Source organism: Paraburkholderia ribeironis (assembly GCF_900019265.1).
In the GTDB taxonomy this organism is placed as follows: domain Bacteria; phylum Pseudomonadota; class Gammaproteobacteria; order Burkholderiales; family Burkholderiaceae; genus Paraburkholderia; species Paraburkholderia ribeironis.
This window is the reverse complement of record NZ_CYGX02000007.1, coordinates 81039-106694: the sequence shown is the minus strand read 5'-3', so window position 1 is coordinate 106694 and position 25656 is coordinate 81039. Positions and strand designations below refer to the sequence as shown.

At 63.4% G+C, this 25656-nt stretch carries 20 protein-coding genes; 9 read left to right on the top strand and 11 right to left on the bottom strand.

Going from position 1 to position 25656, the window contains the following annotated elements; genetic code table 11:
- Nucleotides 1–118 precede the first annotated feature (118 nt).
- Nucleotides 119–1228 carry a class II histone deacetylase gene (locus BN2475_RS03095; protein ID WP_094778108.1) on the top strand — a complete coding sequence of 370 codons (1110 nt, stop codon included), beginning with the start codon at nucleotides 119–121 and terminating at the stop codon, nucleotides 1226–1228.
- Between the two features lie 219 nt (nucleotides 1229–1447).
- On the opposite strand, the gene BN2475_RS03090 is transcribed toward BN2475_RS03095, so the two are convergent.
- The 4 genes from BN2475_RS03090 to BN2475_RS03075 form a co-directional block, all read right to left on the bottom strand.
- Nucleotides 1448–2344: a transporter substrate-binding domain-containing protein gene (locus tag BN2475_RS03090; RefSeq protein ID WP_094778107.1), complete on the bottom strand. Its 897-nt coding sequence runs from the start codon at nucleotides 2342–2344 to the stop codon at nucleotides 1448–1450.
- An 84-nt stretch (nucleotides 2345–2428) separates the two neighbouring features.
- On the bottom strand, nucleotides 2429–3679 hold the full coding sequence (locus BN2475_RS03085) for a D-amino acid dehydrogenase (RefSeq protein WP_094778106.1): 1251 nt from the start codon (nucleotides 3677–3679) through the stop codon (nucleotides 2429–2431).
- 129 nt (nucleotides 3680–3808) lie between these two features.
- The gene (locus BN2475_RS03080) at nucleotides 3809–4705 is read right to left on the bottom strand and encodes a LysR family transcriptional regulator (protein ID WP_094778105.1); all 897 of its coding nucleotides are present in this window, start codon (nucleotides 4703–4705) and stop codon (nucleotides 3809–3811) included.
- A 215-nt stretch (nucleotides 4706–4920) separates the two neighbouring features.
- On the bottom strand, nucleotides 4921–5721 hold the full coding sequence (locus BN2475_RS03075) for a bestrophin-like domain (protein ID WP_094778104.1): 801 nt from the start codon (nucleotides 5719–5721) through the stop codon (nucleotides 4921–4923).
- 303 nt (nucleotides 5722–6024) lie between these two features.
- Here BN2475_RS03075 and BN2475_RS03070 point away from each other — a divergent pair, with 303 nt between their 5' ends.
- Nucleotides 6025–7683 carry a methyl-accepting chemotaxis protein gene (locus BN2475_RS03070; protein WP_094778103.1) on the top strand — a complete coding sequence of 553 codons (1659 nt, stop codon included), beginning with the start codon at nucleotides 6025–6027 and terminating at the stop codon, nucleotides 7681–7683.
- Between the two features lie 93 nt (nucleotides 7684–7776).
- On the opposite strand, the gene BN2475_RS03065 is transcribed toward BN2475_RS03070, so the two are convergent.
- From BN2475_RS03065 to BN2475_RS03040, 7 genes are all read right to left on the bottom strand, one after another.
- Nucleotides 7777–8586: a c-type cytochrome gene (locus BN2475_RS03065; RefSeq protein WP_094778102.1), complete on the bottom strand. Its 810-nt coding sequence runs from the start codon at nucleotides 8584–8586 to the stop codon at nucleotides 7777–7779.
- On the bottom strand, nucleotides 8583–10208 hold the full coding sequence (locus tag BN2475_RS03060; RefSeq protein WP_094778101.1) for a b(o/a)3-type cytochrome-c oxidase subunit 1: 1626 nt from the start codon (nucleotides 10206–10208) through the stop codon (nucleotides 8583–8585). The genes BN2475_RS03065 and BN2475_RS03060 overlap by 4 nt, the downstream gene beginning before the upstream one ends.
- Nucleotides 10195–10767 carry a cupredoxin domain-containing protein gene (locus BN2475_RS03055; RefSeq protein ID WP_094778100.1) on the bottom strand — a complete coding sequence of 191 codons (573 nt, stop codon included), beginning with the start codon at nucleotides 10765–10767 and terminating at the stop codon, nucleotides 10195–10197. The genes BN2475_RS03060 and BN2475_RS03055 overlap by 14 nt, the downstream gene beginning before the upstream one ends.
- A gap of 2 nt (nucleotides 10768–10769) precedes the next feature.
- Nucleotides 10770–10946, bottom strand: coding sequence for a hypothetical protein (locus tag BN2475_RS34570; protein ID WP_162844454.1), 177 nt, complete (start codon nucleotides 10944–10946; stop codon nucleotides 10770–10772).
- Between the two features lie 25 nt (nucleotides 10947–10971).
- Complete coding sequence (locus BN2475_RS03050; protein WP_174641856.1) at nucleotides 10972–12318, bottom strand: c-type cytochrome; 1347 nt, start codon at nucleotides 12316–12318, stop codon at nucleotides 10972–10974.
- A 92-nt stretch (nucleotides 12319–12410) separates the two neighbouring features.
- Nucleotides 12411–13127: a c-type cytochrome gene (locus tag BN2475_RS03045; RefSeq protein WP_094778099.1), complete on the bottom strand. Its 717-nt coding sequence runs from the start codon at nucleotides 13125–13127 to the stop codon at nucleotides 12411–12413.
- A gap of 449 nt (nucleotides 13128–13576) precedes the next feature.
- Nucleotides 13577–14464, bottom strand: coding sequence for a LysR family transcriptional regulator (locus tag BN2475_RS03040; RefSeq protein ID WP_094778098.1), 888 nt, complete (start codon nucleotides 14462–14464; stop codon nucleotides 13577–13579).
- A 95-nt stretch (nucleotides 14465–14559) separates the two neighbouring features.
- Here BN2475_RS03040 and BN2475_RS03035 point away from each other — a divergent pair, with 95 nt between their 5' ends.
- From BN2475_RS03035 to BN2475_RS03005, 7 genes are all read left to right on the top strand, one after another.
- Nucleotides 14560–15876 (top strand): MFS transporter, encoded by a 1317-nt coding sequence (locus BN2475_RS03035; protein WP_094778097.1) that lies wholly within the window; start codon nucleotides 14560–14562, stop codon nucleotides 15874–15876.
- Nucleotides 15877–16492: 616 nt separating this feature from the next.
- Complete coding sequence (locus tag BN2475_RS03030; protein ID WP_094778123.1) at nucleotides 16493–17161, top strand: response regulator; 669 nt, start codon at nucleotides 16493–16495, stop codon at nucleotides 17159–17161.
- A 159-nt stretch (nucleotides 17162–17320) separates the two neighbouring features.
- Nucleotides 17321–17965 carry a response regulator gene (locus BN2475_RS03025; RefSeq protein ID WP_094778096.1) on the top strand — a complete coding sequence of 215 codons (645 nt, stop codon included), beginning with the start codon at nucleotides 17321–17323 and terminating at the stop codon, nucleotides 17963–17965.
- A gap of 255 nt (nucleotides 17966–18220) precedes the next feature.
- On the top strand, nucleotides 18221–18967 hold the full coding sequence (aqpZ, locus tag BN2475_RS03020; protein WP_094778095.1) for an aquaporin Z: 747 nt from the start codon (nucleotides 18221–18223) through the stop codon (nucleotides 18965–18967).
- A 76-nt stretch (nucleotides 18968–19043) separates the two neighbouring features.
- Nucleotides 19044–23468, top strand: a complete 4425-nt coding sequence (locus tag BN2475_RS03015; RefSeq protein ID WP_174641860.1) for an ATP-binding protein — start codon at nucleotides 19044–19046, stop codon at nucleotides 23466–23468.
- 599 nt (nucleotides 23469–24067) lie between these two features.
- The gene (locus BN2475_RS03010) at nucleotides 24068–24502 is read left to right on the top strand and encodes a CHRD domain-containing protein (protein ID WP_094778094.1); all 435 of its coding nucleotides are present in this window, start codon (nucleotides 24068–24070) and stop codon (nucleotides 24500–24502) included.
- Between the two features lie 118 nt (nucleotides 24503–24620).
- The gene (locus BN2475_RS03005) at nucleotides 24621–25547 is read left to right on the top strand and encodes an alpha/beta hydrolase (RefSeq protein WP_094778093.1); all 927 of its coding nucleotides are present in this window, start codon (nucleotides 24621–24623) and stop codon (nucleotides 25545–25547) included.
- Nucleotides 25548–25656 lie beyond the last annotated feature (109 nt).

Here is a 25656-nt window from a genome sequence, read left to right as displayed (position 1 = left end):
GCATTGACCATTGGGTCGTTGGTGTGCCTCCTGCTGATGATCCGGCGCACCTCACCGGTTACCCGTACGTGACACCGGCACGTTCCACGTAATTCACATACCACATCAGGAGACGAGCATGAGCAGGACGGCATTTATGACAGACGAACGAACCTTCTGGCATACAGGCGGGCAACAGGTCCTGATCCTGCCCGTCGGAGGGTTTGTACAACCACCTAACAGTGCCAGCTACGCGGAGTCCCCCGACTCGAAGCGCCGGCTGCTGTCGCTGGTTTGTGCATCGGGTCTGTCAGCCAGGCTAGACATGCAAAGTGCGCAGCCCGCTACGGAGGAGGATCTTCTGCGGGTGCACACCGTGAACTACATCAGATCGTTCAAGGAACTGAGTGATGCCGCCGGCGGCGATCTGGGTGACTTTGCGCCGTTCGGTCATGGAAGTTACGAGATTGCCGCGATCTCGGCCGGCCTTGCCAAGGCGGCAGTCGCGCAGGTGCTGGCCGGCACCGCCCGCAACGCCTTTTCGCTGTCGCGCCCGCCGGGCCATCATTGCCTGCCCGACCGGCCGATGGGATTCTGCGTGCTCGCGAACATCCCGATCGCGATCGAGGCGGCAAAGGAGAAATTTGGCGTTTCGCGGGTGGCCGTTGTCGATTGGGATGTGCACCATGGCAATGGTACACAGACCATCTATTATGGCCGCGACGACGTGCTCACGATCTCCCTGCATCAGGACCGCTGTTTCCCGCCTGGCTATAGCGGCGCGGAAGACCGCGGCGAAGGAAAGGGCCTTGGCTATAACATCAACATCCCGTTGCAGCCGGGTGGCGGCCACGACACGTACCTCTACGCCATGAAGCGCATCGTGGTTCCGGCGCTGGATTCATTCAAACCGGAACTGATCATCGTCGCCAGCGGTCTCGACGCCAGTTTCGTCGACCCGCTCGCGCGGATGATGCTGCTCACGGACACGTACCGCGAGATGACGCGGATGATGATGGACATGGCAAACCGTCACAGCAACGGACGCCTGGTCGTGGTTCACGAAGGCGGATATTCCGAGGCGTATGTCCCTTTCTGCGGGCACGCGATTGTGGAAGAACTCGCGGGCGAGGCCGGCTTGGTTGCGGATCCGTTGCGTGATCTGGTGATGGCGCAACAGCCCAACGAGCGCTTCGCTGCCTTCCAGCGGGCACTCATTGACGAGATGGCACTCTCCTTCGGATTCTAGCGATCGATCCGCGCGGGGCCAGCTTCCATTGCCGAAGCTGGTCTTTCACTTTCTGGAGTCCGCTTGGGCCTTCGTCAGGGTACATGCACGTTGCGTTTGTGCCACCGGACTATTCGAGGCGGGCGCAGCGGCTTGCGGTGTGGTCGAAGAACCACAGCGAACTGCAGGGACCGCAGCGCCCTGCACGACGTACCTGCTCTTCGTCGTGCCGGAGATCAGTCAGTCAAGCGCCTGATCGTTCGGATGCGCAAACAGCGCCTTGTTCTCCGCAGAAAGCGGGTAGTCGAGGTTGAATCCCTTGGGTGGAATCGGTTGGGTAAACCACTTCGTGTAGAGTCGCGCCGTCTCGCCCGAAGTTTGCATGTCGGCAATCACGCGGTCGGCGAGCTTCTTGAAGACGGGGTCATCCTTGCGCACCATGCAGCCGTAGGCCTCGGACATCGGCGGCGTGCCAGTGATCACGTAGTCCTGCGGGTCCTGCTCTCTCGCCCTCGCGCCGTACAGAAGCGGCTCGTCATTCACATAGGCGGCTGCCCGACCAGTCTTCAGGACAAGAAACGACTCCGCATGGTCCTTGGCGAAAATGAGCTGCATGTTCATCTTCTTCGCATTGTTCATCTCACGCAGCAGACGGTCTTCTGACGTGCCCGCCGTGGTGACCACCGTCTTGCCCGCGAGATCGGAGAAGTCCTTCACGCCGGAGTCCTTCCTCGTGATGAGGCGAACGCCATACTGGAAGAAACTGTTGGTGAAGGCGACCTGGTTGTCACGCTCCCGGGTGTGAGTCGTCGAGCCACACTCGATGTCGATCGTGCCGTTCTGAACCAGAGGAATGCGGTTCTGCGAAGTAATCGGCGTTTCCTTGACGGTCAGCTTGCTCAGCTTCAGTTCCTTTTTGACTTCGTCGACGATCCGCAGCGCAATGTCCTGCGAGTAGCCGATCGTGTGCTGCTGATTATCGTAGTAGGAAAACGGCACCGACGATTCCCGTATGCCAAGCGAGATGACTCCGGTATCCCGGATTTTTTGCAGCGTGGCGCTCGTATCCTGTGCCTGTGCGTTGGCAAACAGCGCGCATCCCGTCACAATCGCCGACAGCGTTGCCAGATGTTTCATAGTGTCTCCATGGTTTGATGTAGCGACGCACCGTGCGTCGATCAGCTTATTTCACCCTGCGAAAAGGCTTACTTCCTTGTCCTGCTACAACCGACTCAATGCGTAGGCGCCGCCATCAACCGCCGTTCGGCGACCATGCAGCGCCTCAACCAGCAGTCGGGCGGTTCCGCACGCGAGCGTGAAGCCCAGCGCACCATGCCCTGTGTTCAACCAGAAGTTGCTGTACGGTGTAGCGCCGACGAGAGGTTTGCTGTCGGGTGTCGCTGGCCGGTGACCACACCAGGTCTGTGCGCTGGCATAGTCCGCGGCAAAGGGGAAGACTTCCTTCACGTGACGGATCAGCGTTGCGAGCCGCGCATCACGTCGTGACTCATCGGCGCCCGTAATTTCCACCATGCCGGCTACGCGCAACTGTTCTCCCAGTCGCGCATACACGATCTTCCGGTGCAGGTCCGTGACATTGATGCCTGGTGCGCGGTCTGGAATGACGGCCGCGGAAAGGCTGTAACCCGTCAACGGATAGACGGGCAGGCGTAAGCCGAGCTTTTCAGCCAGGTTCGCACTGTCCGTGCCCGCCGAAAGAACAAATGCATCTGCGCGAACATCGTCCCCGGCGATCTGCGCGGCGACAACCCGCCGTCCTTGTCTGGCCCACCCCAACACCCTGGCGCCAGTATGGATCCTGACGCCATAGCGATCCCGCAGCACATTCGTGAGCTCCCTGCAAAACCGCAGGCAATCGCCCGCTTCTTCGGATGGTGTATGAATGCCGCCGACAATCGTCGCACTCGCGAACTCAAGTGACGGCTCAACCGCAAGACATCCGTCGCGGTCGAGTGCCGACTGACTGGCTCCACCCCTTGCCAGAAGCTCGGTTTTCTTGCGCGCGAGCCCGAATGCGTGGGCATCACGGTAGACGACGAGCTTTCCGTTCTGCACATGATCGAATCGGATTGACTCCCGCTCGACGAGGTCGTACAACGCTTCGCGGCTCAGAGCGCCAAGCTGCAGCAGTTCCAGGGCAGTCCTGTTGCTCGTCGCCGCGCGACACGCCCGCAGAAACGCCAGACACCAGCGCCACTGCCTGGCGTCGGGGCGGGGAACATATCGCAGCGCCGAGTCACTGCTGAGCAGCCAGGCCGGCAGATGCGGCAGCACGGAAGGATCAGCAAGCGGAGCAACGTAGCTGTAGCTGAGCTGTGCACCATTCGCAAAGCTGGCCCCGAGCGCAACGTCCTCCCCACTCTCCAGAACCGTCACGTCATGGCCCTCGCGAGCGAGAAAATACGCTCCGGTCAAGCCAACAACGCCCGCACCAACGATACATACCCGCATAAGCGACCAGCCTTTCCCTGGGGATCCGTAACTGTCCAAAGTGTGCGGCCGCAACCATCTCGCAGCAAATGAATTGAGTTGTGAGGGTATAACTCCGCGTTATGCGCCACTCAAACCCACCTGCGCCCGTCACGAAGTAACGCTTCCACCCAAGTTCGCAACGGACGCTCGCAACACTTCGACAAACGCCTTCCCTACCTGGGATTCCAACTCACCGTCGCGCCAGAGCGCATATACACCAATGGACAGGGATGGCAGAACGGGCCGGATCGACACGCGGTCCGCGCCTGTGCGTGCGCTCAGTTCATCGATTAACGTCAGGCCGATTCCCCGTGCGGCGAGAGCGCGCGCAACGTACCAGGTCTGGGCTTCGATAGAGGCAACGTGTCCGTCCAGGCCCAACGTTTCAAGCTCCCGTCGAATGAACTCGCCAAGCGGATCAACACTGCCGATGCTGATCCAGTTGCGCGTGACCACCTCCGCCATCTCGATGGGTTCCGGGCTGGTGTCCTCCGGCGGTCCGACGCACACCAGCGCAGTGCGGCCCAGCTCGATCGCTGTGACTCCTGGCCTCATGGGCGGTTCGACCGCGACTCCGATATCGAGATCCCTTGTGAAAAGGGCCGTTATCAGTTCGGTCGTATGCCGGGTTTGAATTCTGAGTGAAACCTCGGGCCGTGAGATATGGAACTGCTGTACCACCTCGGGAATCAGGCTCACGCCCAGACTCGGCAGACAACCGACGCGCAGATATCCCTGGGGCTGGGATGCCAGGTTCCGTGCAAGGCTTCGAAGGCTGTCGATATCCGACTGGAGCTTGTGGGATTCGGCGAAGAGGATTTCAGCTTCACGCGTTGGCACGAGCCGGCCGTGAGCGCGTTTGAACAACGGAAATCCCAGACTGCGCTCGGTTTGGGCCAAAGCCTTGCTCATGGCCGGTTGCGAAATGCACAACAGTTCGGCCGCCTTGGATATCGTTCCTGCCCGCATGATCGCAAGCAGTACCTCAATGTGTCTCAATCGCACGCTGCGTCTCCAGTGGAGTCCTCACCAGACCGGTCCATCAATGATCATGGATTCCAGCAGCGAATACCTGCCTATCCCGGTTAAATGTTGTTAAAGAGGCAAGGAGTGTTCTGAAGGCAGGCTCGCGAATGCTGGCATCGGTTATGTTAGCAAGGTTGGCAGAACGAAGTATGTTCGATGCCGCCACACCGCGTTTCGCCAACGCATTCGCGCGCTCACCGTCGCAGATGCGTGAGCGCGTCCCTCATCGGCGAACTGTCGACCACGATGGGCCCCGAAAACGGCGTATCCAGATCGACGATCACGTAGACCGCCGAAGCAATCGACACCGCGCCCAGTGTGATCGTGACGAGCGCCAGCGTGTTGCGCGGCGCGATCAATCCGAAGCTCAGAAAGATCACGCACAGCCAGAACGTCAGCGTCTTGAGGAAGGGCCGCGAAATCGAACTGTGCGCTTCTTCGATGATCTTCCATCGCGCATCCACGACCCGGCGGTATTGCGTCAACGCGTCTTCGAGCGCGCGCTGCTGTAACGAATCATGCGTGCGCAGTTGCCGCAACTGCCGTCCCACCGCTGTCAGCATGTCGCCGAGCTGCGCGTTTTCGAGCTTCTGCGGATCGGTCGACGGGCCGAGATCCCGCGGATAGTCCCCGCTGGGCGCCGGCTCGCGCGGCCACGTCGACGCGATTGCCGCCGCCGTGTACTGGCGCAGCAGGCGGCGGGCTTCGTCGGTCTCGCTGCCCAATTCCCGCATGGTGGTATCGAATTCGATCAGTTTGGCCGCGTAGCTGCGCAGATCGTTCGAGGCGGTATCGAAGCTCGACTTCGCGGATGCCGTCATCAGCCCGAGCACCAACGCGGCAAACGTCACCAGCATGCCGATCACCAGCTGAACGAGCTGCACGGTTTCGTGCGCCTTGTGCTCTTCGGGCAGAAGCGGCCGCACCGCCACGCCGAGGCCAGTCGCTATTAGCAACAAGGCGAACACCAGAAGAGCCGAACCGACTTCCGACATGGCAATGCTCCGAAGACACATGCCCCGCCACTTTCCATCAGCCGCAGCACAGCGGAAACCCAAGGAGTCTCGCAAAAGCACGGGCGCGTAAATGGCGTGACGCCGATTTCCAGATATTGAGGTATCGCAGGCATCTGCGCGATCACCATAAAGTTTTCTGCGATCCCGCCGTAGTCCCTTTATGTGGTGTTCGCTTAATTTTTAACACACAGTTGCGAACCTGGCCGAAAGGGTTTGGGCGCAGCGCGCGTGGCCGAGGCCGTTACTGAACATTCGGTCAGGCAGCCCCTGGAGACAAGCCCGATGTTGAGAAATCTGTCGATTCGCACCAGTCTTACCCTGATGATCGCGTTCTTCGGCGTGGTGCTGCTGCTCGGCGCCGCCGCCGGCCTGCTGTCGCTGCGTGCCAGCAACGCGTCGCTGCAGCAGATGTACACCATCGACACACCCGCGGTAGCCGACCTCGAAGGCAGCGCCGGACAACTGTTGCGCCTGCGTCTGGCGCTCGCGACGTATGCATCGCTGGTCGAACTGAGCGATCAGGATGGCGCGAATGCCGTGCTCAAGCGCTTCGACCAGTATCAGAAGGCGTCCAACGATCGGCTTGCCCACTATCTGAGCCGCGCCAGCACCGATGCCGACGAGCAGCGTCTGATCAAGGACATGCAGGCCAAACGAGACATCTTCCTGAACGAGGGTGTCGATCCGGCGCTGGCTGCGCTCAAGTCGGGCGACAAGAATGCATTCCAGCAGTTGCAGGCGCACAAGCTGCCGTCGCTCTACAGCGCGTACGAAAAGGCGATGCTCGCGCTCGAACAATGGCAGCTCGACCACGCCGCATTGCGCTATCAGGATGCACAGGATCTGTTCTACGCGATCTCCATTGCGGTGGCGGTCGGTATCGTGGTGTCGTTGCTCGGCTCGTGGCTTGGTCGCGTGGTGCTCGTTCGTGCGATCGTCAGTCCGGTCGACGCGACCATCGCGCAGTTTCAGCGGATCGCCAACGGCGACTTGACGAGCCGGATCGACGTGACCAGCGACAATGAAATGGGGCGTCTCGCGGCCGCCTTGCGCAAGATGCAGGACTCGCTGATCGCGACGGTGAGTACCGTGCGTCAAGGCACGGAATCGATCGACACCGGCGTGAGCGAGATCGCGGCGGGCAATGCCGACCTGTCGCAACGTACCGAGGAGCAGGCTGCTTCCCTCGAGGAGACGGCGGCGAGCATCGAACAGCTGACCTCGACGGTCAAACAGACGGCGGACAATGCGAAGCAGGCGAGTTCGCTCGCGCAGGGCGCGTCGAGCCTGGCTGCCCAGGGCGGCGAACTTACCGGGCAGGTCGTGGGCACGATGCACGGCATCGTCGACGACTCGCGGCGCATCGGTGATATCGTCGGCGTGATCGAAGGGATCGCGTTTCAGACCAATATTCTCGCCTTGAACGCGGCAGTCGAAGCGGCGCGTGCGGGCGAGCAGGGGCGCGGCTTCGCGGTGGTGGCGAGCGAGGTGCGCTCGTTGGCGCAGCGCAGCGCGGCGGCGGCCAAGGAGATCAAGGGCTTGATCGATGCATCGACCGCACGGGTGCAGGCCGGCTCGCAATTGGTCGAACGCTCGGGGTCGACGATGACCGAGATCGTCGGCGCGATTGCCCGCGTGAGTTCGATCATGGGCGAGATCGCGGCGGCCGCGATCGAACAGAGCAGCGGAATCGATCAGGTCAACCTCGCGGTCGCACAGATGGACGAGGTGACCCAGCAGAATGCCGCGCTGGTCGAGCAGGCCGCGGCGGCGGCCAGCTCGCTGGAAGAGCAGGCGCGGCGTCTGTCCTCAGCGGTGGCGGTGTTCCGGACGGGAAGCGGTAGCGGTGCCGCAGGGTTCGCCGCTGCGTCTGCCGGGCGGCGTGGCGCGTCTGTCGTTGCGCCGAAAGTGGAAGAGACGGGTGAGTTCGCTGCAGCTTGAACGCAATGATGATGTGGGCGTTGCGGCGTCTTGTATCTCAGGTCTCAGGTCTTCCGTCTTCGGGACGACCGCGCCGCGTACGCCATCAGACTCCTACCGCATGGCCGAATAATACTTGGCTATGCTATCTATCTCTTCCGGCGTCATCTGCCGGGCCACGATGCGCATCTGCTCATTGATGTCGTTGTGCCGCGCGCCGGAAGCAAATGCACGCATCTGCGCCGCGAGATAAATCGAAGACTGTCCGCCCAGCCACGGTGCCGCGCCTTTGCGATCGAGCTGTCCATGGCAGGCCGCGCACGGCGGGATGTTGCGCTGTGGATCGCCCTGCATCGCCAGCTTCACCGCGGTCGCATCCGGTCCCTCGCCGGCGGGCAGCGGTTCCGCTGCGGGCGCTCGCGTCAGCGATGCGTAGTAGGCCGCCAGATCGCGCAGATCCTGATCGCTGCGCGGCGCGATGATCGGCTGCATCACCGCGCTTGGCCGTTGCCCAGTCTGGTAGTCACGCAGTTCTTTATAGATGACATCGGCGTATTGCCCGGCCAACGCGGGCGCCGTGACCTGCACTGTGCCGAGTACGCCGTGGCACATCGAGCAGTGTTGCGTCGCGAGCGTCGCGCCACGGCCGATCGAATCCGCATCGGCGTGCACCCGTCCCGACGGCGGCAACACGACCACCTCGCTCGGCACCGGGCTGACGGCATTGTTGCCGCTGTACCAGCTCGACGGCGTGCCGGCCGCGCCGCAGATCTTCGCCCATAAGCCGAGGTCGCCGAACGCGCTGCTAGCCGAGGGCAACCAGATGAAGCCGATCAGTATCCCCACGATGGCGATCGCGATCGTGCCGCCCACGCTCCATGTGAACCACGGATTGCGCAAGCTGAAGACGCGTTCCTCATTCATCGCTGCGCTCCGATGACGACTGCCGGCACCGACGTCTGCGGCAGTCTGAGCAACTGCACGATCGGCACACTGTAGTTGATGACCGTGAGTCCGATCATCAACGCCACCCACAGGCCAAAGCTATTGAGCGCAGCGGGCACACGTTCCACGGGGTGCGCCGGGCTCGCGAAGCGGAACGTCTGCGGCTGGATCACCGGCCCGAATTGGGACTTCGCGAGGATGTAGACGAACAGCACACCGGACACCACGAGGATCAATCCGCCCACCGCCGATACGCCGACCCACAACGCCTGCGACTGCATGCCCGACATCGTGTAGTCGTAATAGGCCATGCGGCGCGGCGCGCCGAGCAGGCCGACGTAGTGCCACGGCAGCGTCACCACCATCATGCCGATGAACCACAGCCACAATTGCGTGCGCACCAGCTTCGCCGAGATGATCGCGCGGCCGGTCAGTTGCGGCCACAGTTCGTACGCGATCGCGAAGTACATGATGACGATTGCGCCGCCGAAAATCAGATGGAAGTGGCCGGTTATCCACTGCGTGTTGTGCACCGTCGAGTTCAACTGATAGCTCATATTGATCAGACCGCCCGCGCCGCCGAAGCCCAACATCACGAACGAGAACGCGATCACCAGCATCATCGGGTTGCGCCACGGCAACGCGGTGAGCCAGCCGAATGCGCCCTTGCCGCCGCGCAGCCGGCCGGCGATTTCCACCGACGCGCAAATCGTGAACACGGTCAGCAGTGTCGGCACCGATACCATGCCGGTGAACACGGCATGCAGGAACTTGAAGCCGGAGCCGACTTGCGGATCGACGAACAGATGGTGGATGCCGATCGGCATCGCGAACACGAGGAACAGGATGAACGACACGCGCGCCATCGAATCGCTGTAGAGCCGCCCGCCGATCGCTCGCGGCACCAGCGTATAGAACGCGATGTACGCCGGGAACAGCCAGAAGTAGACGATTGCGTGCAGCGTCCACGAAAACAGGACGCGTGCGAGACCGGCGTCGATCGTACTGGTGAGACCGAAGGCGACCGGCAGGATCTGGAACAGGATCTCGAGCGCCGCGCCGACGGCGGTCCATGCCCACAGATACGCGCCCGCCACGTTGGCGAACATCGCGAGCGGCACCGCCTTGCCGGGATTCGCGCGCTTCCAGATGCGCAGGTTGATGTCCATCAGCGCGACCCAGATCCACGAGCCGACCACCACCAGCACGACGCCGAGGTAATAGAACGGACTGCCGATCATCGGCGGATAGAAGGTGTAGAGCACCGAGGCATTGCCGCGTGCGACCGGCACCATCGCCATCACCGCGCCCACCAGCAGGATGATGAACGCAGCCCATGCCCACTTGAGGCCGACGAGGCGCTGTGCGAGCGCCAGCTCGACGATCGCGTAGCCGAAGCCCATCGCCACCAGCGTCGGCATCACGTAGGCCATCACCGTGCCATGCGCCGTCACCGAGCGGTAGTACAGCTCGGGGTCGCCGATCCATGGCATGAACGGGCTGCGCACCAGCATCTGCCAGCCGCCGAGCAACAGCGCGACCAGGAACCCAATGAAAGCCAGCCAGAAATGTGCGAGAACGAGTCGCTTAGCGTGAAACACAGCTCAGCCTCCGTGATTGTCGGGCCTGTTCGAAGAAGGCCGCTTTGTCGATTACCTTCACGTGCGCCCACATGGTCTGATGGCCGAAGCCACAGAACTCATGGCATGGCATGGTGTGATCGGCGGGGCTGTCGAAATGCGTGTTCAGCGTGGCGACGTAGCCGGGCACGACCATCGTGTTGATGTTGGTGTCGGTGACGAGCAGGCCGTGCACGACGTCGGCGCTGGTGGTGCGAATCGTGATCGGCGTGTCGGCGGGCACCAGCAGACATTGCGGCGTGAACGAATACTGCTGCGCGACGAAACGCACGATCACCGAGCCGTCCGGCTGCACCGCGCTGCCCAGATTGTCTTCGACGAATTCGCCGGAGAGTTGCAGGCGCGCGGGGTCGATCGTCTCCACGCGCGACGGCGGCATCATCGCCCAATGCAGGCCGGAAAACACGATCACGGCCAGCATCAGCACGATCAGCGCGACCGCGAAAATCGCCCAGCGGCGCTCGGCGCGTAACGCGACCGCGTGGCCACTACCCGGTTGATGATTGGAATCGGTCGACATGATCAGTGAATAATGCCGCGCGGCAGAAACGCAAAAAAGTAGAAGGCGAACCAGATCGCCGTCACGATCACCGCGGCGACGCCGGCGAGAGCAATTGCGCCTTGTGGACCGGCGGCGACGACGCGTTCCACTTCGTCATCGGTTGGCGGGGCCGCGCTGTGGGTGTCGTACGCTTCCATCCAGATGGTTCTCCAGTGCGGCCGCTCAATGCAACGGTGCGCGGCGTAACTCGCTGACCTCGCCCGGGGTCACCGGCAGGCCGTGGTTGCCCCACGCGGTGCGGATAAACGTGACGACCGCAGCCGCTTCGATGTCGTTCAGTTCCTGGCCGAACGGCGGCATACCGTACGGCTCCGGATTGCGCATCGTGCCCGGCGGGAAGCCGCCGTTCAGCACGATGCGGATCGGATTGACCGACGAGTCCATTTCGATCGACTGGTTACCCGCGAGCGGCGGGTAATGCGGCAACTGTCCTTCGCCATTGGCACCGTGGCATAGCGCGCATTTGTCGGCATAGATCCGCTTGCCGAGCGCGAACGCGCTGGTGTTGGTCGGCGCGCTCGGCCCGGTCTTGCGGCCTTGAACGTCGGGCAGTGACTTCAGATAGACGCCGATCGCCCGGATGTCTTCGTCCGTCAGATACTGCAGGCTGTGATAGGTGACTTCGGCCATCGGACCGTAGACAGCGCCGCGCTTGGAGATGCCCGCCTGCAGCAGATCGACGATGTCCTCGATGCTCCAGTCGCCAAGCCCGCCGTCCTTGTCGGACGTCAACGACGGCGCGTACCAGTTCTCCACGGGAATCAGACCGCCGGCGAACTGCTCGCGCGGCGACGAACCGCCGAGCATGTTGATCCGGGTGTGGCACAGCGTGCAGTGCCCGAGCCCTTCGACCAGATACGCGCCGCGATTCCATTCGACCGAGCGGGTCGGGTCGGGCTTGAACTCGCCCTCGCGGAAATACAGCGTGCGCCACCCGTACAGCAGGTCGCGCTGGTTGAACGGGAAGCGTAGCGTGTGTTTGCGATTTGGTTGGCGTACCGGTTCGACGGTTCGCAGGAACGCGAAAATCGCGTCCGAGTCCTCGCGCGTGACCTTGGTGTACTGGGCGATCGGCATGGCGGGGTAGATTAGCGAGCCGTCCGGTTTTTTGCCGGTACGCATCATCTTGAAGAACGCTTCCTCGCTCCATGAGCCGATGCCGTATTGCGCGTCCGGCGTGATGTTCGGCGAATACAGCGTGCCGAACGGCGTTTCCATTGCAAGACCGCCCGCGAACAGCTTGCCGCGCGGCGCGGTGTGACAGGCGATGCAGTCGCCGGCGCGTGCAAGGTATTCGCCGCGCTTGACGATGTCCGCGTGGGTGCCGGTGTTGCCGGGGGCGGTGGTGGTCGTGGCGGCTGGTGCGGCCGGCGTGGTGCCGGCAGCGTGGACTGCGGCGATCAGCGGCGCATCGAGCGCATGCAGCAGCGTGGCACCGCCGGCCGCGACGAGGCCGGCGGTCAGCACGCGGTAGACGAGCGCCGCGCTCGCGCGACGGCGTCGCGCCATGGCGTGTTCTATGGCACGTGCAACACGTCGCGTGGCGGACTGCAAACCGTCACTCAGCGAATGCACGACAACAGAGGGGCGCAGTATCGGCTTCATTGCGGTTGGCTCCCGCATGCTAGAGGCAGCCGCTGCGCGGATGCCGGTGCGGGCCGCGGATCGGCCGGACGCGGTTGGCGCGCGAGCCAGCTCGATACGGCAGTGATGTCATGGTCGCTTAGCTTGACTGCGATCGTATGCATGCAGTCCGGTGCGGGCGCGCGACGCGTGCCCGAGCGCCACGTGCCCATCTGCCCGGCGATATAGCTCGCATGCAGTCCAAGCAGACCGGGGATGCCCGGCTGGGTGCCGGTCATACTCGCCCCATGGCACGCGATGCACGCCGGTATCTTGCGCGCCGGGTCGCCGTGCATGACGAGCCGCTCGCCGGCGGCGAGCACCGCGGGCGAGATGGCGCGTTGATCGGCTTCGGGGTAGGGCGGTTGTAGCGCGGCGAAGTACGCGCTGATCTGGCGCAGATAGTCGTCGGGCAGAAAGGCGAGCAGATAACCCATCGGCGGATAGGTGCGGCCGCCGTCACGAAACGCGGTCAGCTGATTGAACAGATAGTCGGCCGGTTTGCCGGCGATACGCGGAAAGTAGTCGTTCCTTAGCCCCTGGCCCTGCACACCGTGACACGAGGTGCAGGCGCGCACGCGTTCGTCCATCGCCGACGGCGCCGCACCGGACGCCTCGGTGGCCGCGAACGTCGCGCTACTCCAGACGACGCAAAAAGCAAACAGAACTGAAGATCCGATAGTTCTACGATGCACGCCGGGCCTCGTTGGGGGAACGTTCTTTTTCTCGATTGTTTGTCACGCTTTCGCTGATGAATTCATTCGCGAATCCGACGGACGACGCATTGCGTGTCTGCCGGTGTTTTCCCTACGACGACTTCCTTACAGCAATTCGAAACGGATTTATTGAAGATGGCGAAGTGTTGATTCGCTGCAGCGATGCAATTGCCTGGCTAGAACAATGATCTGTGCGGAATGCGCCAATGGGCGGCGGCTTTCGGGCTGCGGGCAATGACGCTTGATGCCGTTCAGCAGTGTGTAGCAGGTTGCAGGAATCCAACCGACGCGTCAATAGCAAGCAAAAGAACGGGCACTCCACACATCCGATAATCATAGGCGGCGAGCAAAGGGCTTTCAATAAGCGATGGCACGGACATTTGATATGGATCAGCCCGCGTGTGAAATCGCAGGATGCAGGGCCGCCCTCAGGCGAACAGTCGCATCAAGGCGTTACGCGCATTGCTCACGTGTTCGCTTTCGCCGAGCCGGCCCGGCAGCAGATGAAACTCGACGGCGGGCAAAGCGGGCAGTCCGATGCCCGTCGCACACGCCACCACCCCGCCACCGATCGATGACTCGTTCAGGCAGGAAATGCCGAGTCCGGCCTTTAGCGCCAATTGCAAGCCCGCCACGCCCGACGCCGAATGCGAGATCAAATACGGCACCTTGTGCTCGTCGAGCAGCTTCACGACGAAACGCTGCAGTTGGCAACTCGATGGCAGCAATACCAGTTGGTACGGCGCGGCCGGTCGCGGCGCGGCATCGGCGGCGCACACCCATAGCAGCTTCTCGCGCCGCACCACCGTGCTCGCTGCGCCGCTGCGCTTGCTGGCGGCGCGCGGCTGCCCCGTGACGAGCCGCAACGAGAGACCGATGTCGAACGACGTGTCGTCATCGGCCTTGCTGTCGATCATGGAGCTGGGCAGCACGGTGACGTGCAGCTTCAGGCGCGGATGCTGTTCGCAAAACGTTTTCAGAATGCGGGCGATGTCGTGCGGACGGTAGTAGTCGGTGATGGCGATGCGCAGTTCGCCGTCGAGCGAGCGGCCTTGTAGATCTTCGAACGCTGCTTCGCTCATCGCGAGGATGCGCCGCGCGTGGTCGAGCAGGCGGCTGCCGGCGGGCGTGGCACTCACGCCCTGCTTGCTGCGCACGAAGAGCGGCTGGCCGGCGCGCTCCTCGAGCTTCTTCAACTGCTCGCTCACCGACGATTGCGACAGGAAAACGCGCTCCGCGCCCGCCGATACGCTGCCCGATTCGGCGACGGCGACGAAAGTCCGCAGCTGCGTGAGGTCAAATCCGCGTTGGCTCATGATTCGTAAAACCCGATGGAAGTCATCTGAATTTCCGGCTTTTCCGATGGAAGGCCCAGCCGTAGGATACCGCCAGATTCCTTGCGGAGGCTGTGATGGAATATGGATCAGGCATCCCGGTGCGCGGCGCGGGCAGGCGCGCGGCGAATCATCGGTGGAAGGTGCTGGGCGTCGGGTTCGCCGCGAACGCGAGCTTTTCGGCGGCGTTTTCGGGTATTCCGACCACCGCGGTCTTTTTGCGCTCGGGCTATCACCTCGACAATCATGGTCTGGGGCTGGTGCTTGGCATGCTTGGCCTCGGCATCGCGGTGAGCGAGTTGCCGTGGGGTCTGCTGACCGACCGTTGGGGCGACCGCCGGGTGTTGCTGCTCGGCTTGCTCTCGACCGCTGCGGCCCTGGCGGGTCTCGCGTTGTTCGTGGTGCCGACCCGCGCTCATGTGCCCAGCGTGATGACGCTCGCGCTCGGCCTGTTGCTGGTTGGCCTGCTCGGCGGCAGCGTCAATGGGTCGAGCGGCCGCGCGGTGATGGCGTGGTTTCGCGAAGGCGAGCGCGGCCTCGCGATGAGCATCCGGCAGACCGCGATGCCTGCGGGCGGCGGCCTCGGCGCGTTGGCGCTGCCGGTGCTCGCGTCGAGATCCGGCTTTGCCAGCGCCTATGCCGTGCTGGCGCTCGCGTGCGCGATCACGGCGCTGTTCGCATGGCGCTGGCTGCACGAACCGTCGCACGTCGACCCGGACGACGCGCGGCCGGCTCGCACCACACCTGCGGCGAGCGGCACCCCGGCGCGGGTCTCGCCACTGCGCGATAGCGGCATCTGGCGCGTCGCGCTCGGCGCCGGCGCGTTGTGCGTGCCGCAACTCGCGGTCGTCACGTTCGGCACCGTGTTCCTGCATGACTTCAGCCGCGCCGGCGTGCTGGCGATCAGCGTGACGATGGCCGCGGTGCAGACGGGCGCTGCGATCGCACGCGTCTGGAGCGGCGGCTGGACCGACCGGCGCGGCAATCGCCGGGCCTACATGCGCGCCTGCAGCCTGCTGACCGCGGTGTTGTTTGCGCTGCTGGCCCTGCTGACCGGGCTTGCTGGTATGCATCACGCGGCGCTCACGGTGGTGTTCGCGCTGATGATCGTGCTGGGTGGCGTGAGCGCATCGGCATGGCACGGCGTCGCGTTCACGGAACTCGCCACGCTGGCCGGAACGAGCCGCGCGGGCACCGCACTGGCGCTCGGCAATACCTGCGTCTTTCTCACGCTCTTCCTGACGCCGCTCGCGATTGCGCCGCTGTTGTCGGTAGGTTCGTGGCCGATGGTGTGGGCGGTCGCCAGCGCCTGCGCACTGGCCGCGTTGCCGGAGTTCCCGCGCACGGCGCCGAAGGACGACGTGCGCGCGGCGCGCGCCTGCGACGCCACCTGATCGCATGGCGCAAACTGGCGGCGCGAGTTGGGGCGAGCGGACGCGCTCCAGCTTCGTCGCTGGTTTGGCCGGGACGTTATGGCATTGATCTCCTGTCCAGAAATAAGCGGAATGCGAATGCCGGAAATATTCGCATCGGGTAGTCGCATTTTTATCGTTTGATAGAACCGCAATGGTCTATCAGTTTTTTACGGGTTTCGGAACGCTCCGATTTTCGGTGCGTTGTCGCGATGATCTTATGGCTTCCTTGGCACGTTGGTCCGTCGCGAGGCAACGCGGCGGAACGCGCGTAGCGTGGGCCACATGCTTGCTGCATGTGAGCTGATCATCCCCACATCGAACGAGACGAAACCCGGTGCATCTTCGAATCATTCTGGCGGACGATCACCCGTTTGTCCTGCCCGGCTTCAGGGCGATGCTGGCAACGCATGCCGGCGTCATGATCGTCGGTGAGGCCGCGAGCGCTACGTCGCTGGTCGCATACCTGGCGATCAATCAGTCGTCGATTGCATTGAATTATTTGGCTGCAATCCTGTGTTTATCTTCGAAGACACATTCAATCGTCGTGCTCGGGCCGAGCGCGGCAGGACGTCAATATAGGGAGGGACGCGAAACGATGAACGACAGCGGGCAGATGAGCACACCGGTTCGAGCGATCATCGCGGACGACCATCCACTGGTTCTGCTGGCGATCGAAAACCTGATCGGCAGCTATCCGAACATGCAGGTGGTAGGGCGCGCCGCCGACGCCACCGAACTCTTCATGGAGCTCGATCGCTGTCCGTGCGATCTGGTGCTGATGGACCTCTACATGCCGGGCGGCTTCGACGGCAGCGGCCTGGATGTCCTCAAGCAGTTCAAGACGCGCTATCCCGATCTCGCACTCGTCGTCCTCACGATGGAAACCGAAGCGACGGCGCTGCAAAAAGTCATCTCGCTCGGTGTCGACGGACTGTTGAGCAAGCGCGACCGGATCGATCTGATTCACGTGGCGGTGGTCACGGCGCTTGCGCGCGAATGCTATGTCGGGCCAGCGGTGCGCACGCTGCTCGCCGACGCGACGCGCGCCCAGCGGCTCGATTTTGTGCGCAGCACGTTGTCGCGCCGCGAACTCGAAGTGTTCACCCAATATGCGTGCGGCTTCAATGTGAGCGAGATCGCCGTGCGCCTGGGACGCAGCGTCAAGACGATCAGCGCGCAGAAATGCACGGCAATGCGCAAGCTCTCGCTGCGCGGCGACGCGGAACTGTTCCGCTTTGCCGCCGAGCACGGCGTGATTGCCTGAGCGCGTGACAGGCCGCTGACGGGTCGTTCGCAAGCAGTTCATAGGCCGTCCACAAGCCGGTGACGTATCGCGCAGCCGCGCGACGATTAGCACGACTATTGGCATAGCCCGGGGAAGCACCTTGCGTGCGGGATGCGCCAATCGACACGACAACAACAAATGACACACAAGATCCGCGTCATCGTCGCCGACGATCACGAATGCGTTCGTGCCGGCGTCAGGCACCTGCTGCAAGAGAGAACCAACATGGAAATCGTCGGCGAGGCGGCCGACACCCATGGCCTCGCCGAACTGCTCGACGCCCACGCGTGCGATGTCGTCGTCTCGGATGTCGGTATGCCGGGGATCGACGGCGGCAGTAACGCGGTGCCGTTCCTGCGCCGCCTGTTACGACGCAGGTCGCATCCGTACGTGGTCGTGCTCACGATGGTCTGCCATGGCCATATGCTGTCCGGCCTGCGCAACATCGGTGTGACCGGGATCGTCGACAAACGCGAGGCCGCCGCAACCTTGATCGATGCGATCGTGACTGTTTGCACCGGCCGCGTTCATCTTTCGGACCAGGTGCGCGTCGCATTGGACGCAGTGGACCCGACTTCGCAGTTTCAGGCCTCGGCGTTGAGCGCACGCGAGTGGGAAGTCTTCCAGCTTTACGTGCAAGGTCTGGCCGTACATGAGATCGCGCAACGTCTGCAGCGCAGCGCCAAGACCATCAGCACGCAGAAGCGCAGCGCGATGCGCAAGCTCGGGCTTGAAACGGAAGCCGATTTGATCGATTACGCAAGGAAAATCGGCTTGGCCTGACCATGCTTAACGTTCGAATATAGATGCTCCCATTTGGATAATTTTCTGGAAAATCAATAATTTAAGAATTTTCTGATTGGTGTGGCGAGGCTCCCATTTCATAATTCCGAATTGACTGAGGCTCCATTACGCGTTCGTCTGACGGCGAGCAGTATTTCGTCATCCTTAGCATGACGGGCCGAACAATTCAGGGCAGATGTCTTGGTGCGATCGCGCAGTGCGTTCTGCCTCGTACAAGGAAAAATGGGAGCGGGAATGGTCGCGCTAGGTAAGCGGTTGTGGGTCGAGGCAATGGGAACGGCGTGGCTGGTATTCGTGGGATGTGGCAGTACCGTGCTCGACACCAGCATAGTGCTGCAGGGATACGGCGGGCTGGAAGTGGCGTTGTCGTTCGGCCTTGCTTTCGTCACGGCGAGCTATGCGTTCGGCGGCACCTCCGGCGCGCATTTCAATCCCGCGGTTACTGTTGGTTTCACGGTCGCGCAGCGCTTTCCGGTGGGCGACCTGTTGCCCTACATCGCTGCCCAGATCGTCGGTGCGATCGCTGCCGCGGCGCTCCTCGTCTATGTGGCAAGCGGGCGTCCCGGCTTCGATCTGAGCGCGAGCGAATTCGCCGCGAATGGTTTCGGCGCCCACTCTCCCGCCGACTACCAACTGCATTCGGCGCTGGTCGTCGAGTTCGTGCTGTCGTTCGCGTTCGTCATGGTCTGTCTGTTGATCGTCGGTCGAAAAAAGATCGTGACGATCGCACCGCTGATCGTCGGCGCCTGTCTGATGCTCGTGTATCTGGTGTCGATCCCGATCACCAACGGTTCGATCAATCCCGCCCGCTCCACCGCTCAGGCGCTGTTCGTCGGCAACTGGGCGCTGGATCAGCTGTGGGTGTTCTGGGCCGCGCCGCTGTCGGGCGGGGTCGTTGCCGGCGTGCTGTCTTCGTTTCTGGATCGCCACGCCGATCCTCGGGCTGGCACGTTGGCCGACGGCCAGGGCGATGTCGCGTGAGCGCTTCCCGGTGCGGTTCGTCTCGCTCAGCGTGCATCTTCGCCAGCGCATCGCAGTGACGCGTGTGCGGTGGCACATGTCGCTCTGCGCGCTTGCATTGCTGCTATGGGTGGCCGCGCAGACAGCCTGCGCCGCCGAACCGTCCATCGCCGAACCCCCACGCAGCGGTGCGCGCCCGCCAGCGGCTCTCGCGTTTCCCGCAAAGTTGACCGTCGGCGTGCTCGTGGGCGGCTGGCCGCCCTTCGACGTGCTGCAGGACGGCCGGCTCACGGGGGTAAGCGGCGACTATCTGCGCGCGCTCGTCGGGCCGAGCGTCGTCATCGAAGCGAGGACGTTTGCCGACATGCCGCACCTTCTTGCCGCAGCATGCACCGGCGATGTCGATGTGTTGACGAGCCTCGCCCGCACGCCCGAGCGCGAGCACTGTGTCAATTTCACGGCGCCGTATTTCCACTCTTCCACATCGGTCGTCGCGCGCCGGGATGGCGTCAGGTACGCGAGCCGCGCCGATCTCACCGGAGCGCGCATTGCCATCGAGCGCGGCTTCGCACTCGAGCGCCCGATTCGCGAGAGCTTGCCACGCGCCGAGATCAATGCGTTCGCCAGCACGCGTGCGGCATTGTCCGCGGTGGTCCGCGGCGAAGCCGATGCCTATCTGGGATTTACGCCGACCGTCCGCTACGAACTGGCCACCGAGGAATTTCGTGGTCTGCATGTCGCGTTCGAGGAAGCCGGCAAGACCGCTGATCTCCGCTTTGGCGTACCCCGCAACGGGCACGCGCTGCGCGATCAACTCGATCGCGCGCTCGCGTCGATGAATCCGGCCGAAAGCGCGGCGATTCGCGTGCGCTGGCTGTCCGGCAACTTCAACGCGGAACCGGCGGCCGCGCGTCCCCTCGAGCTGACGCCGGAAGAGAAAGCCTGGCTTCGTACATTACCGCCGTTGCAGATCGGGTTTGACGACAACTGGCCGCCGTTCAGCTATGTCGACGAGTCCGGCCGTCCTGCCGGCCTTACCGCCGACTATCTGGCGTATCTGAGCCGCACGCTTGGCATCGTGTTCAACCGGGCGCGCCTGCCCGACTGGCCCGCCGCCGTGGAAGCTTTCCAGCGCGGCGAACTGGCCATGCTCTCCACGGCGTCCAACAATGGTCCGACGTTGAAGAACGCCGAACATAGCCGTGCTTATGAAAGCTACCCATTGGCGATCGTCGGGCGCAGCGGCGAACCGGTCGCGCGCTCGTTCGACGAATTCACGTTACGCCGCATCGTGATCCCGGCGCATGTCGCCGGTTCGGTGCCGCATGTGTTCGACGCGATAGCGCCGGACCGTATCGTCGTCGCGCCTAGCCTCGTCGATGCGCTGAAAATGGTCGCAAACAACGAGGCGGACGTGCTGGTGGGCAACGTGGCTGCCGTCGACTACCAGTTGAAGCGCCGCTACGGCGGTGTACTGAAGATTCTCGGCACGCTAGGCGAATCCGACTCGCTCGATTTCGCTGTGCGCTCGGACCTGCGCCCGCTCGTCGGCTTGATCGACCGCGCGTTGCTGGCGATGCCGGCGTCGGAGAAGCGCCGCATCCGGCAAAAGTGGGTGACCGGCACGGTACCGGACGAGGGGCTAGGGAGGATGAGCGCGGTGCGTTTGCTGCCGGTGCTGATCGGCGTCGGCGTCGTGTTGCTGGTCACGCTGCGGGCCTATCTGCTGTTGCAACGGGAAGTCAGGCTGCGCAAGAAAACCGAGCGTGAACTCGCGTTGCAGCTGAACTTCCAGGAAACCATGATGAGGACGGTCCCCTATGCGCTGATGGCCCAGGACCTGGAGGGGCGTTACATCGCGGTCAACCGGGCTTATGAAGAAGCGTGCGGCACGAACCGCAAGGCCATCCTCGGACGCACGACGATGGACGTGCAGGCATGGGGCGAGGCGAACAGCCGCGTGCTCGACGAGATGACGCGCGGAATACTGCAAAACGGCCGGATCGCCGAAGTGGAATTGCAGTTCGCGAGCAGCACGGGCGATATGCGGCACGGGCTGTTCTGGACCAGTGTGTGTCACGGCAGCGACGGGCAACCCTTTTGCCTCGTCGGAACCATGGTCGATATCACCAATATCCGGCGCGCCGAGATGCTCGCACGTGAAACCGAGCTGCGCCTCTTCGAGGTGACGCGCTCGTTGCCGGCCGTGGTGTTTCAGTTGCGCCGCACGGCGGGCGGTGCGTATTCGTTTCCCTATATCGGCGGCGATACGCGCCACCTGCTAGGCGAAATGGACGTGTCGCTGAGCCATCGCGCCCAGGTCGATTTCAGTCGCGTGGCCGATCAGGACCGGCCGTTCGTGCAGGCCGAACTGGAACGCTCGGCGCGTAGCGCAACGCCGGTGCATATGGAGTTCCGCCTCAAAAGCAGGCAGCAGCTCAAGTGGGTGCGTGCCGAGCTGGTGCCACGCCGTGAAGCGGATGGCGGCGTCGTCTGGAGCGGCTACTGGGTGGATGCCAGCGTGGAGCGCGCCCGCTCCGAGGAACTTGCGCGAGCGCGCGATTTGGCCGAGGCGGCCTCACGTGCGAAAGACGACTTCTTCGCGATGATGAGCCATGAAATCCGCACGCCGATGAATGGCGTGCTGGGGCTCGTCGAAGTGCTGGAGCGCACGCCGCTCAATACGGATCAGGGTGAAATGCTGAGCATGATCCATGAGTCGGCAGGCGCGCTGCTGCAGATACTCGACGACTTGCTCGACTATTCGAAAATCGAAGCGGGGCGGTTGACACTCGAAGCCGAACCCCTCGACATCCGCGAGCTGGTGGATAACGCCGTCGGCCTGCTCGCGGGCCGCGCTCATGAAAAAGGGCTGAAAGTGCGCGTGGATATCGCGCCGCCAACCGCCGCCATGCTGCGTGGCGACAGCGTGCGCTTGCGGCAGATCCTGTTCAACCTGCTCGGCAATGCGATCAAGTTCACGCCAAAGGGCGAGGTCGGCGTGGAGGTATCGGTCGTCGATCAAAGCAGTGCGGGCCAGACGCTCGAAATGAGTGTCGCGGACACCGGCATCGGCATCGCGCCGGAAGTGCAGGCCAGTTTGTTCGAACCGTTCGTGCAGGCTGAATCGTCGACCACGCGGCGCTTCGGTGGCACCGGTCTGGGGCTGACGATCTGCAGCAAGCTGATCGACCTGATGAACGGCACGCTCACGCTGCGCAGCGAACCCGGCTGCGGCACCTGCATCGTCGTGCGGCTCTCCATGCCGGTCGAGGCGCAGTGCTATTACGTCAGCGGCTTGCGCGGCAAGCGCGGGATTGTCGCGACCGGCGACCAGCGGGTCGGCCGTGCGCTGATGCACTTTGGCGAGGCGCTCGGACTCGAATTGCGCCGCGTCGCGCCGGACGCCGCCGAACTGGCCGATCGCGCCGTGCTGGCGAACGTGGATCTACTGTTCGTGACCGAGGGCGTGCAACTGCCGGCGAGCGTCGGCCCGCGCACGCACATCATCTACCTGACCGAAACGCCGATGCCGACGGGCTATCGCATTTTCGACGACCAGGTGCGCGTGAGTGTCAATCCGATTTCGTGGCGCGGTTTGAGCGCCGCCTGCGCCGCCGTGATGACCGGACTGCCGGCGGTGGCGCCGCCCGCAGCCGGCCTGCCGCATACGCCTGAGGGCGTCGCGCCGCCGGACCGCGAACAGGCCATCGCCAGCGGCCGGCTGATCCTTGTCGCGGAAGATCATCCCGTCAATCAGGAGTTGATCCGCCATCAACTCGCGTTGCTCGGCTTCGCGTGCGACGTTGCGAGTGATGGCGTAGAGGCGCTGGCCGCGCTCGAGCGCACCCGCTATGGCTGTCTGATCACGGATTGCCACATGCCGAACCTGTCCGGCTATGAACTCACGCGACGCATCCGCGAAGCTGAGCGTGGCGGCACGCATCGTTTGCCGATTCTGGGCATCACGGCGAACACCGCGCCCGACGATCTGAATCTATGTCGCGACGCCGGTATGGACGACAGCCTGGTGAAGCCAACGCGGCTCGCGACGCTGCGCGACTATCTGAGCCGCTGGTTCGGCACCGACAGCGCGTCGCAGTCGGCCCCTGTGGAAACGGCGAGCGCGCCGGAGATGGTCGATCCGACGGGGCAGGACGGCGAGCAGCCGTTCATGTCGATCGACATCACGCACATGACGCAACTATGGGGCAGCGAATCGACCGTGAAGGTCTTGCTCAGCTCGTTTGTTTCGTCGGTGCGTGAAGATATCCAGTCGTTGTTGCCGCTACTCGAAGACGTCGAGGACGTCGAGATTGCGCGTGTGCGTGAGTGGCTGCATCGTGTGGAAGGGGCGGCAAGCGTGCTGCAATATCCGCCGCTCGCCAACGCGCTCGATGAATATCGCCGCAACGTTGCGGGCAAGAGTCCGGAGGGCGTGCGCAGTGATGGCCTGGCGTTGATCGGCAAGTGCAACGCGATGCTGGACCGCATCGAGCAGCAGGCGGCGTTGCTCGCGTAAGCGCTCGGCGTGCCGCGTGCGCGGTGTCTGTGTTCGTTGTCTGTGCCGTGCCCGTCTTGCCTGCATCACGCAGTGGCGCTCGTAAGAGCACGTGCAAGCGAGTGCAGGCACGTGAACAAAAGTGCAGGCACGTGCGTGACTCACTAGCAAACGGACGAAAAAAGACGAAAAAAACGCGGCCGAAGCCGCGTTAAAGATTTGGAGACATCCCTCGATGAAGGAGTCACTTCTCGCAGGCGGAAGCATAACCAGGAGACTGCAATCGATTTACTTCAAAATGCACAATTAACTGTTTGGGTAAATCGATCAAAGCGTCGAGGGAGCGGGGCGGTCGATAGCGAAGCCGGAACACGGATATCGTCGATGCGTGCGTTTCGTGTGCCACGTCGCGAACGCATTCGTGCATCGGGATCATGATAGGCAACCACGGACAACCACAATCCAACGCCTCGCCCGAATCGTTGTCGATAGCGACATCGACGTCGGTTTGAATGCGGCCGTACGCGCAAACGCGCCCGCGGGATTTGCACTAGTATGTGGTGGCGCCGCGTATGGCCGAACTGTCGGGTGCGGCGGTGCGTTAAAGTCCGGAGAAGACCATGATGACGCTGCGAAAATTGAACCTGGCTGCGATGCTGTGGGCACTGACGTCGGGCGTTGCCCTTGCGGATACGGTGGCGCTGAAGGCGGATCTCCAGCCGTCGAGCGAAGTGCCGCCGCGCGTAAGCCATGGGCATGGCATGTTGAACGCGACCTTCGATACGTCAACCAAAGCCCTGCAGTGGACCATCACCTATGAAGGCTTGAGCGGCCCGGTCACGGCTGCGCATTTCCACGGTCCGGCGCCCGTCGGCCAGAACGCCAATGTCCAGGTGCCGATCGGCAAGAGCGCGCTCGCGAGTCCGATCAAAGGATCGGCGGCGCTCACCGAGCAGCAGGTCACGGACCTGATGGCGGGGCAGTGGTACTTCAACGTGCACACCGCACAGAACCCAATGGGCGAGATTCGCGGGCAGGTTCTGCCGGCCAACTAGACAGCGTCCAGGCCTCACCCGGTAGACCCGGCCGCGCCAGGCTTTAGAAGCCGCGGTCCACCGGCGCAGCGTCGAACGCACGTACCATGACGGGACATGATCGAAGGAGCGCGTCCCGATGAGCTGGCAGAGTGCACTCGCATGCTGGTATCTGCGCAGGCGGTTTCGACCGGAAACTCTCAAGCCGGGCATCGATGTCGAGCGCGCCCGTGCGCTCACCGCGAAGCGCGTCTGGTCGCCGCCTGTGCCGCGCGACTGGCGTCTGCGTGAAGCGTATGAGGCGCACGATGCACCGCTGCGCGGCGAATGGCTCGAGCGTATCGACACCTCGCCGGCCACTGACGCCGGCCCGACCGTGTTGTATTGCCACGGCGGCGGCTACTACTTCTGCTCACCACGTACGCATCGGTCGATCGTGTTCGGACTGGCAACGCGCGCCGCCGCGCGGGCCTTTTCCCTCGACTACCGGCTTGCGCCCGAGCATCGCTACCCGGCTGCGCTCGATGATGCAACCGCGGCCTATCGTCGGTTGATCGCGCTTGGCACTGCGCCCGGGTCGATCGTGATCGCGGGCGATTCAGCAGGCGGTGGCCTTGCGCTCGCCACGCTGATCGCGCTGCGCGACGCCGGCGACCCGCTGCCCGCCGGCGGCCTGCTGTTTTCGCCATGGACCGACCTGGCCGTCGCTGGCGTGAGCATTCGCGAGAACGATAGCGTCGATCCAATGTTCTGCGGCGCCTCGATCGCGCGGGCCGCGCAGATCTATCTCGGCGACACGCCGGCTACCGATCCCTACGCTTCACCGGTCTACGCGGACCTGCACGGCTTGCCGCCGCTCCTCATCATGGTGGGCAGCACGGAGGTCTTGCTCGACGACTCGCGACGCGTTGCCAATAGCGCGCACGCCGCGGGCGTCGACTGCGAGTGTGAAGTGTGGACAAAGATGCCGCACGCCTGGCCGGTGTTCGCGCCGTTCATCCCGGAATCGAACCGCGCGCTCGACCATGCGGCCGCTTTCGTGCGGCGCGTGACGATCAGTGCGTGACGAACGGCGCCGCTCATTGCGCTCAATCGGCCGCACAACCGACCGCACAACCGACCGCACAACCGACCGCACAACCGACCGCACAACCGACCGCTCAACCGGCCGCTCA

Bases quoted from the DNA above. Each gene is read 5' to 3' on its own strand.
- BN2475_RS03095 (WP_094778108.1), top strand. From the start codon at position 119: ATGAGCAGGACGGCATTTATGACAGACGAACGAACCTTCTGGCATACA.
- BN2475_RS03090 (WP_094778107.1), bottom strand. From the start codon at position 2,344: ATGAAACATCTGGCAACGCTGTCGGCGATTGTGACGGGATGCGCGCTG.
- BN2475_RS03085 (WP_094778106.1), bottom strand. From the start codon at position 3,679: ATGCGGGTATGTATCGTTGGTGCGGGCGTTGTTGGCTTGACCGGAGCG.
- BN2475_RS03075 (WP_094778104.1), bottom strand. From the start codon at position 5,721: ATGTCGGAAGTCGGTTCGGCTCTTCTGGTGTTCGCCTTGTTGCTAATA.
- BN2475_RS03070 (WP_094778103.1), top strand. From the start codon at position 6,025: ATGTTGAGAAATCTGTCGATTCGCACCAGTCTTACCCTGATGATCGCG.
- BN2475_RS03065 (WP_094778102.1), bottom strand. From the start codon at position 8,586: ATGAATGAGGAACGCGTCTTCAGCTTGCGCAATCCGTGGTTCACATGG.
- BN2475_RS03055 (WP_094778100.1), bottom strand. From the start codon at position 10,767: ATGTCGACCGATTCCAATCATCAACCGGGTAGTGGCCACGCGGTCGCG.
- BN2475_RS34570 (WP_162844454.1), bottom strand. From the start codon at position 10,946: ATGGAAGCGTACGACACCCACAGCGCGGCCCCGCCAACCGATGACGAA.
- BN2475_RS03050 (WP_174641856.1), bottom strand. From the start codon at position 12,318: ATGGCGCGACGCCGTCGCGCGAGCGCGGCGCTCGTCTACCGCGTGCTG.
- BN2475_RS03040 (WP_094778098.1), bottom strand. From the start codon at position 14,464: ATGAGCCAACGCGGATTTGACCTCACGCAGCTGCGGACTTTCGTCGCC.
- BN2475_RS03035 (WP_094778097.1), top strand. From the start codon at position 14,560: ATGGAATATGGATCAGGCATCCCGGTGCGCGGCGCGGGCAGGCGCGCG.
- BN2475_RS03030 (WP_094778123.1), top strand. From the start codon at position 16,493: ATGAACGACAGCGGGCAGATGAGCACACCGGTTCGAGCGATCATCGCG.
- BN2475_RS03025 (WP_094778096.1), top strand. From the start codon at position 17,321: ATGACACACAAGATCCGCGTCATCGTCGCCGACGATCACGAATGCGTT.
- aqpZ (WP_094778095.1), top strand. From the start codon at position 18,221: ATGGTCGCGCTAGGTAAGCGGTTGTGGGTCGAGGCAATGGGAACGGCG.
- BN2475_RS03015 (WP_174641860.1), top strand. From the start codon at position 19,044: ATGTCGCTCTGCGCGCTTGCATTGCTGCTATGGGTGGCCGCGCAGACA.
- BN2475_RS03010 (WP_094778094.1), top strand. From the start codon at position 24,068: ATGATGACGCTGCGAAAATTGAACCTGGCTGCGATGCTGTGGGCACTG.
- BN2475_RS03005 (WP_094778093.1), top strand. From the start codon at position 24,621: ATGAGCTGGCAGAGTGCACTCGCATGCTGGTATCTGCGCAGGCGGTTT.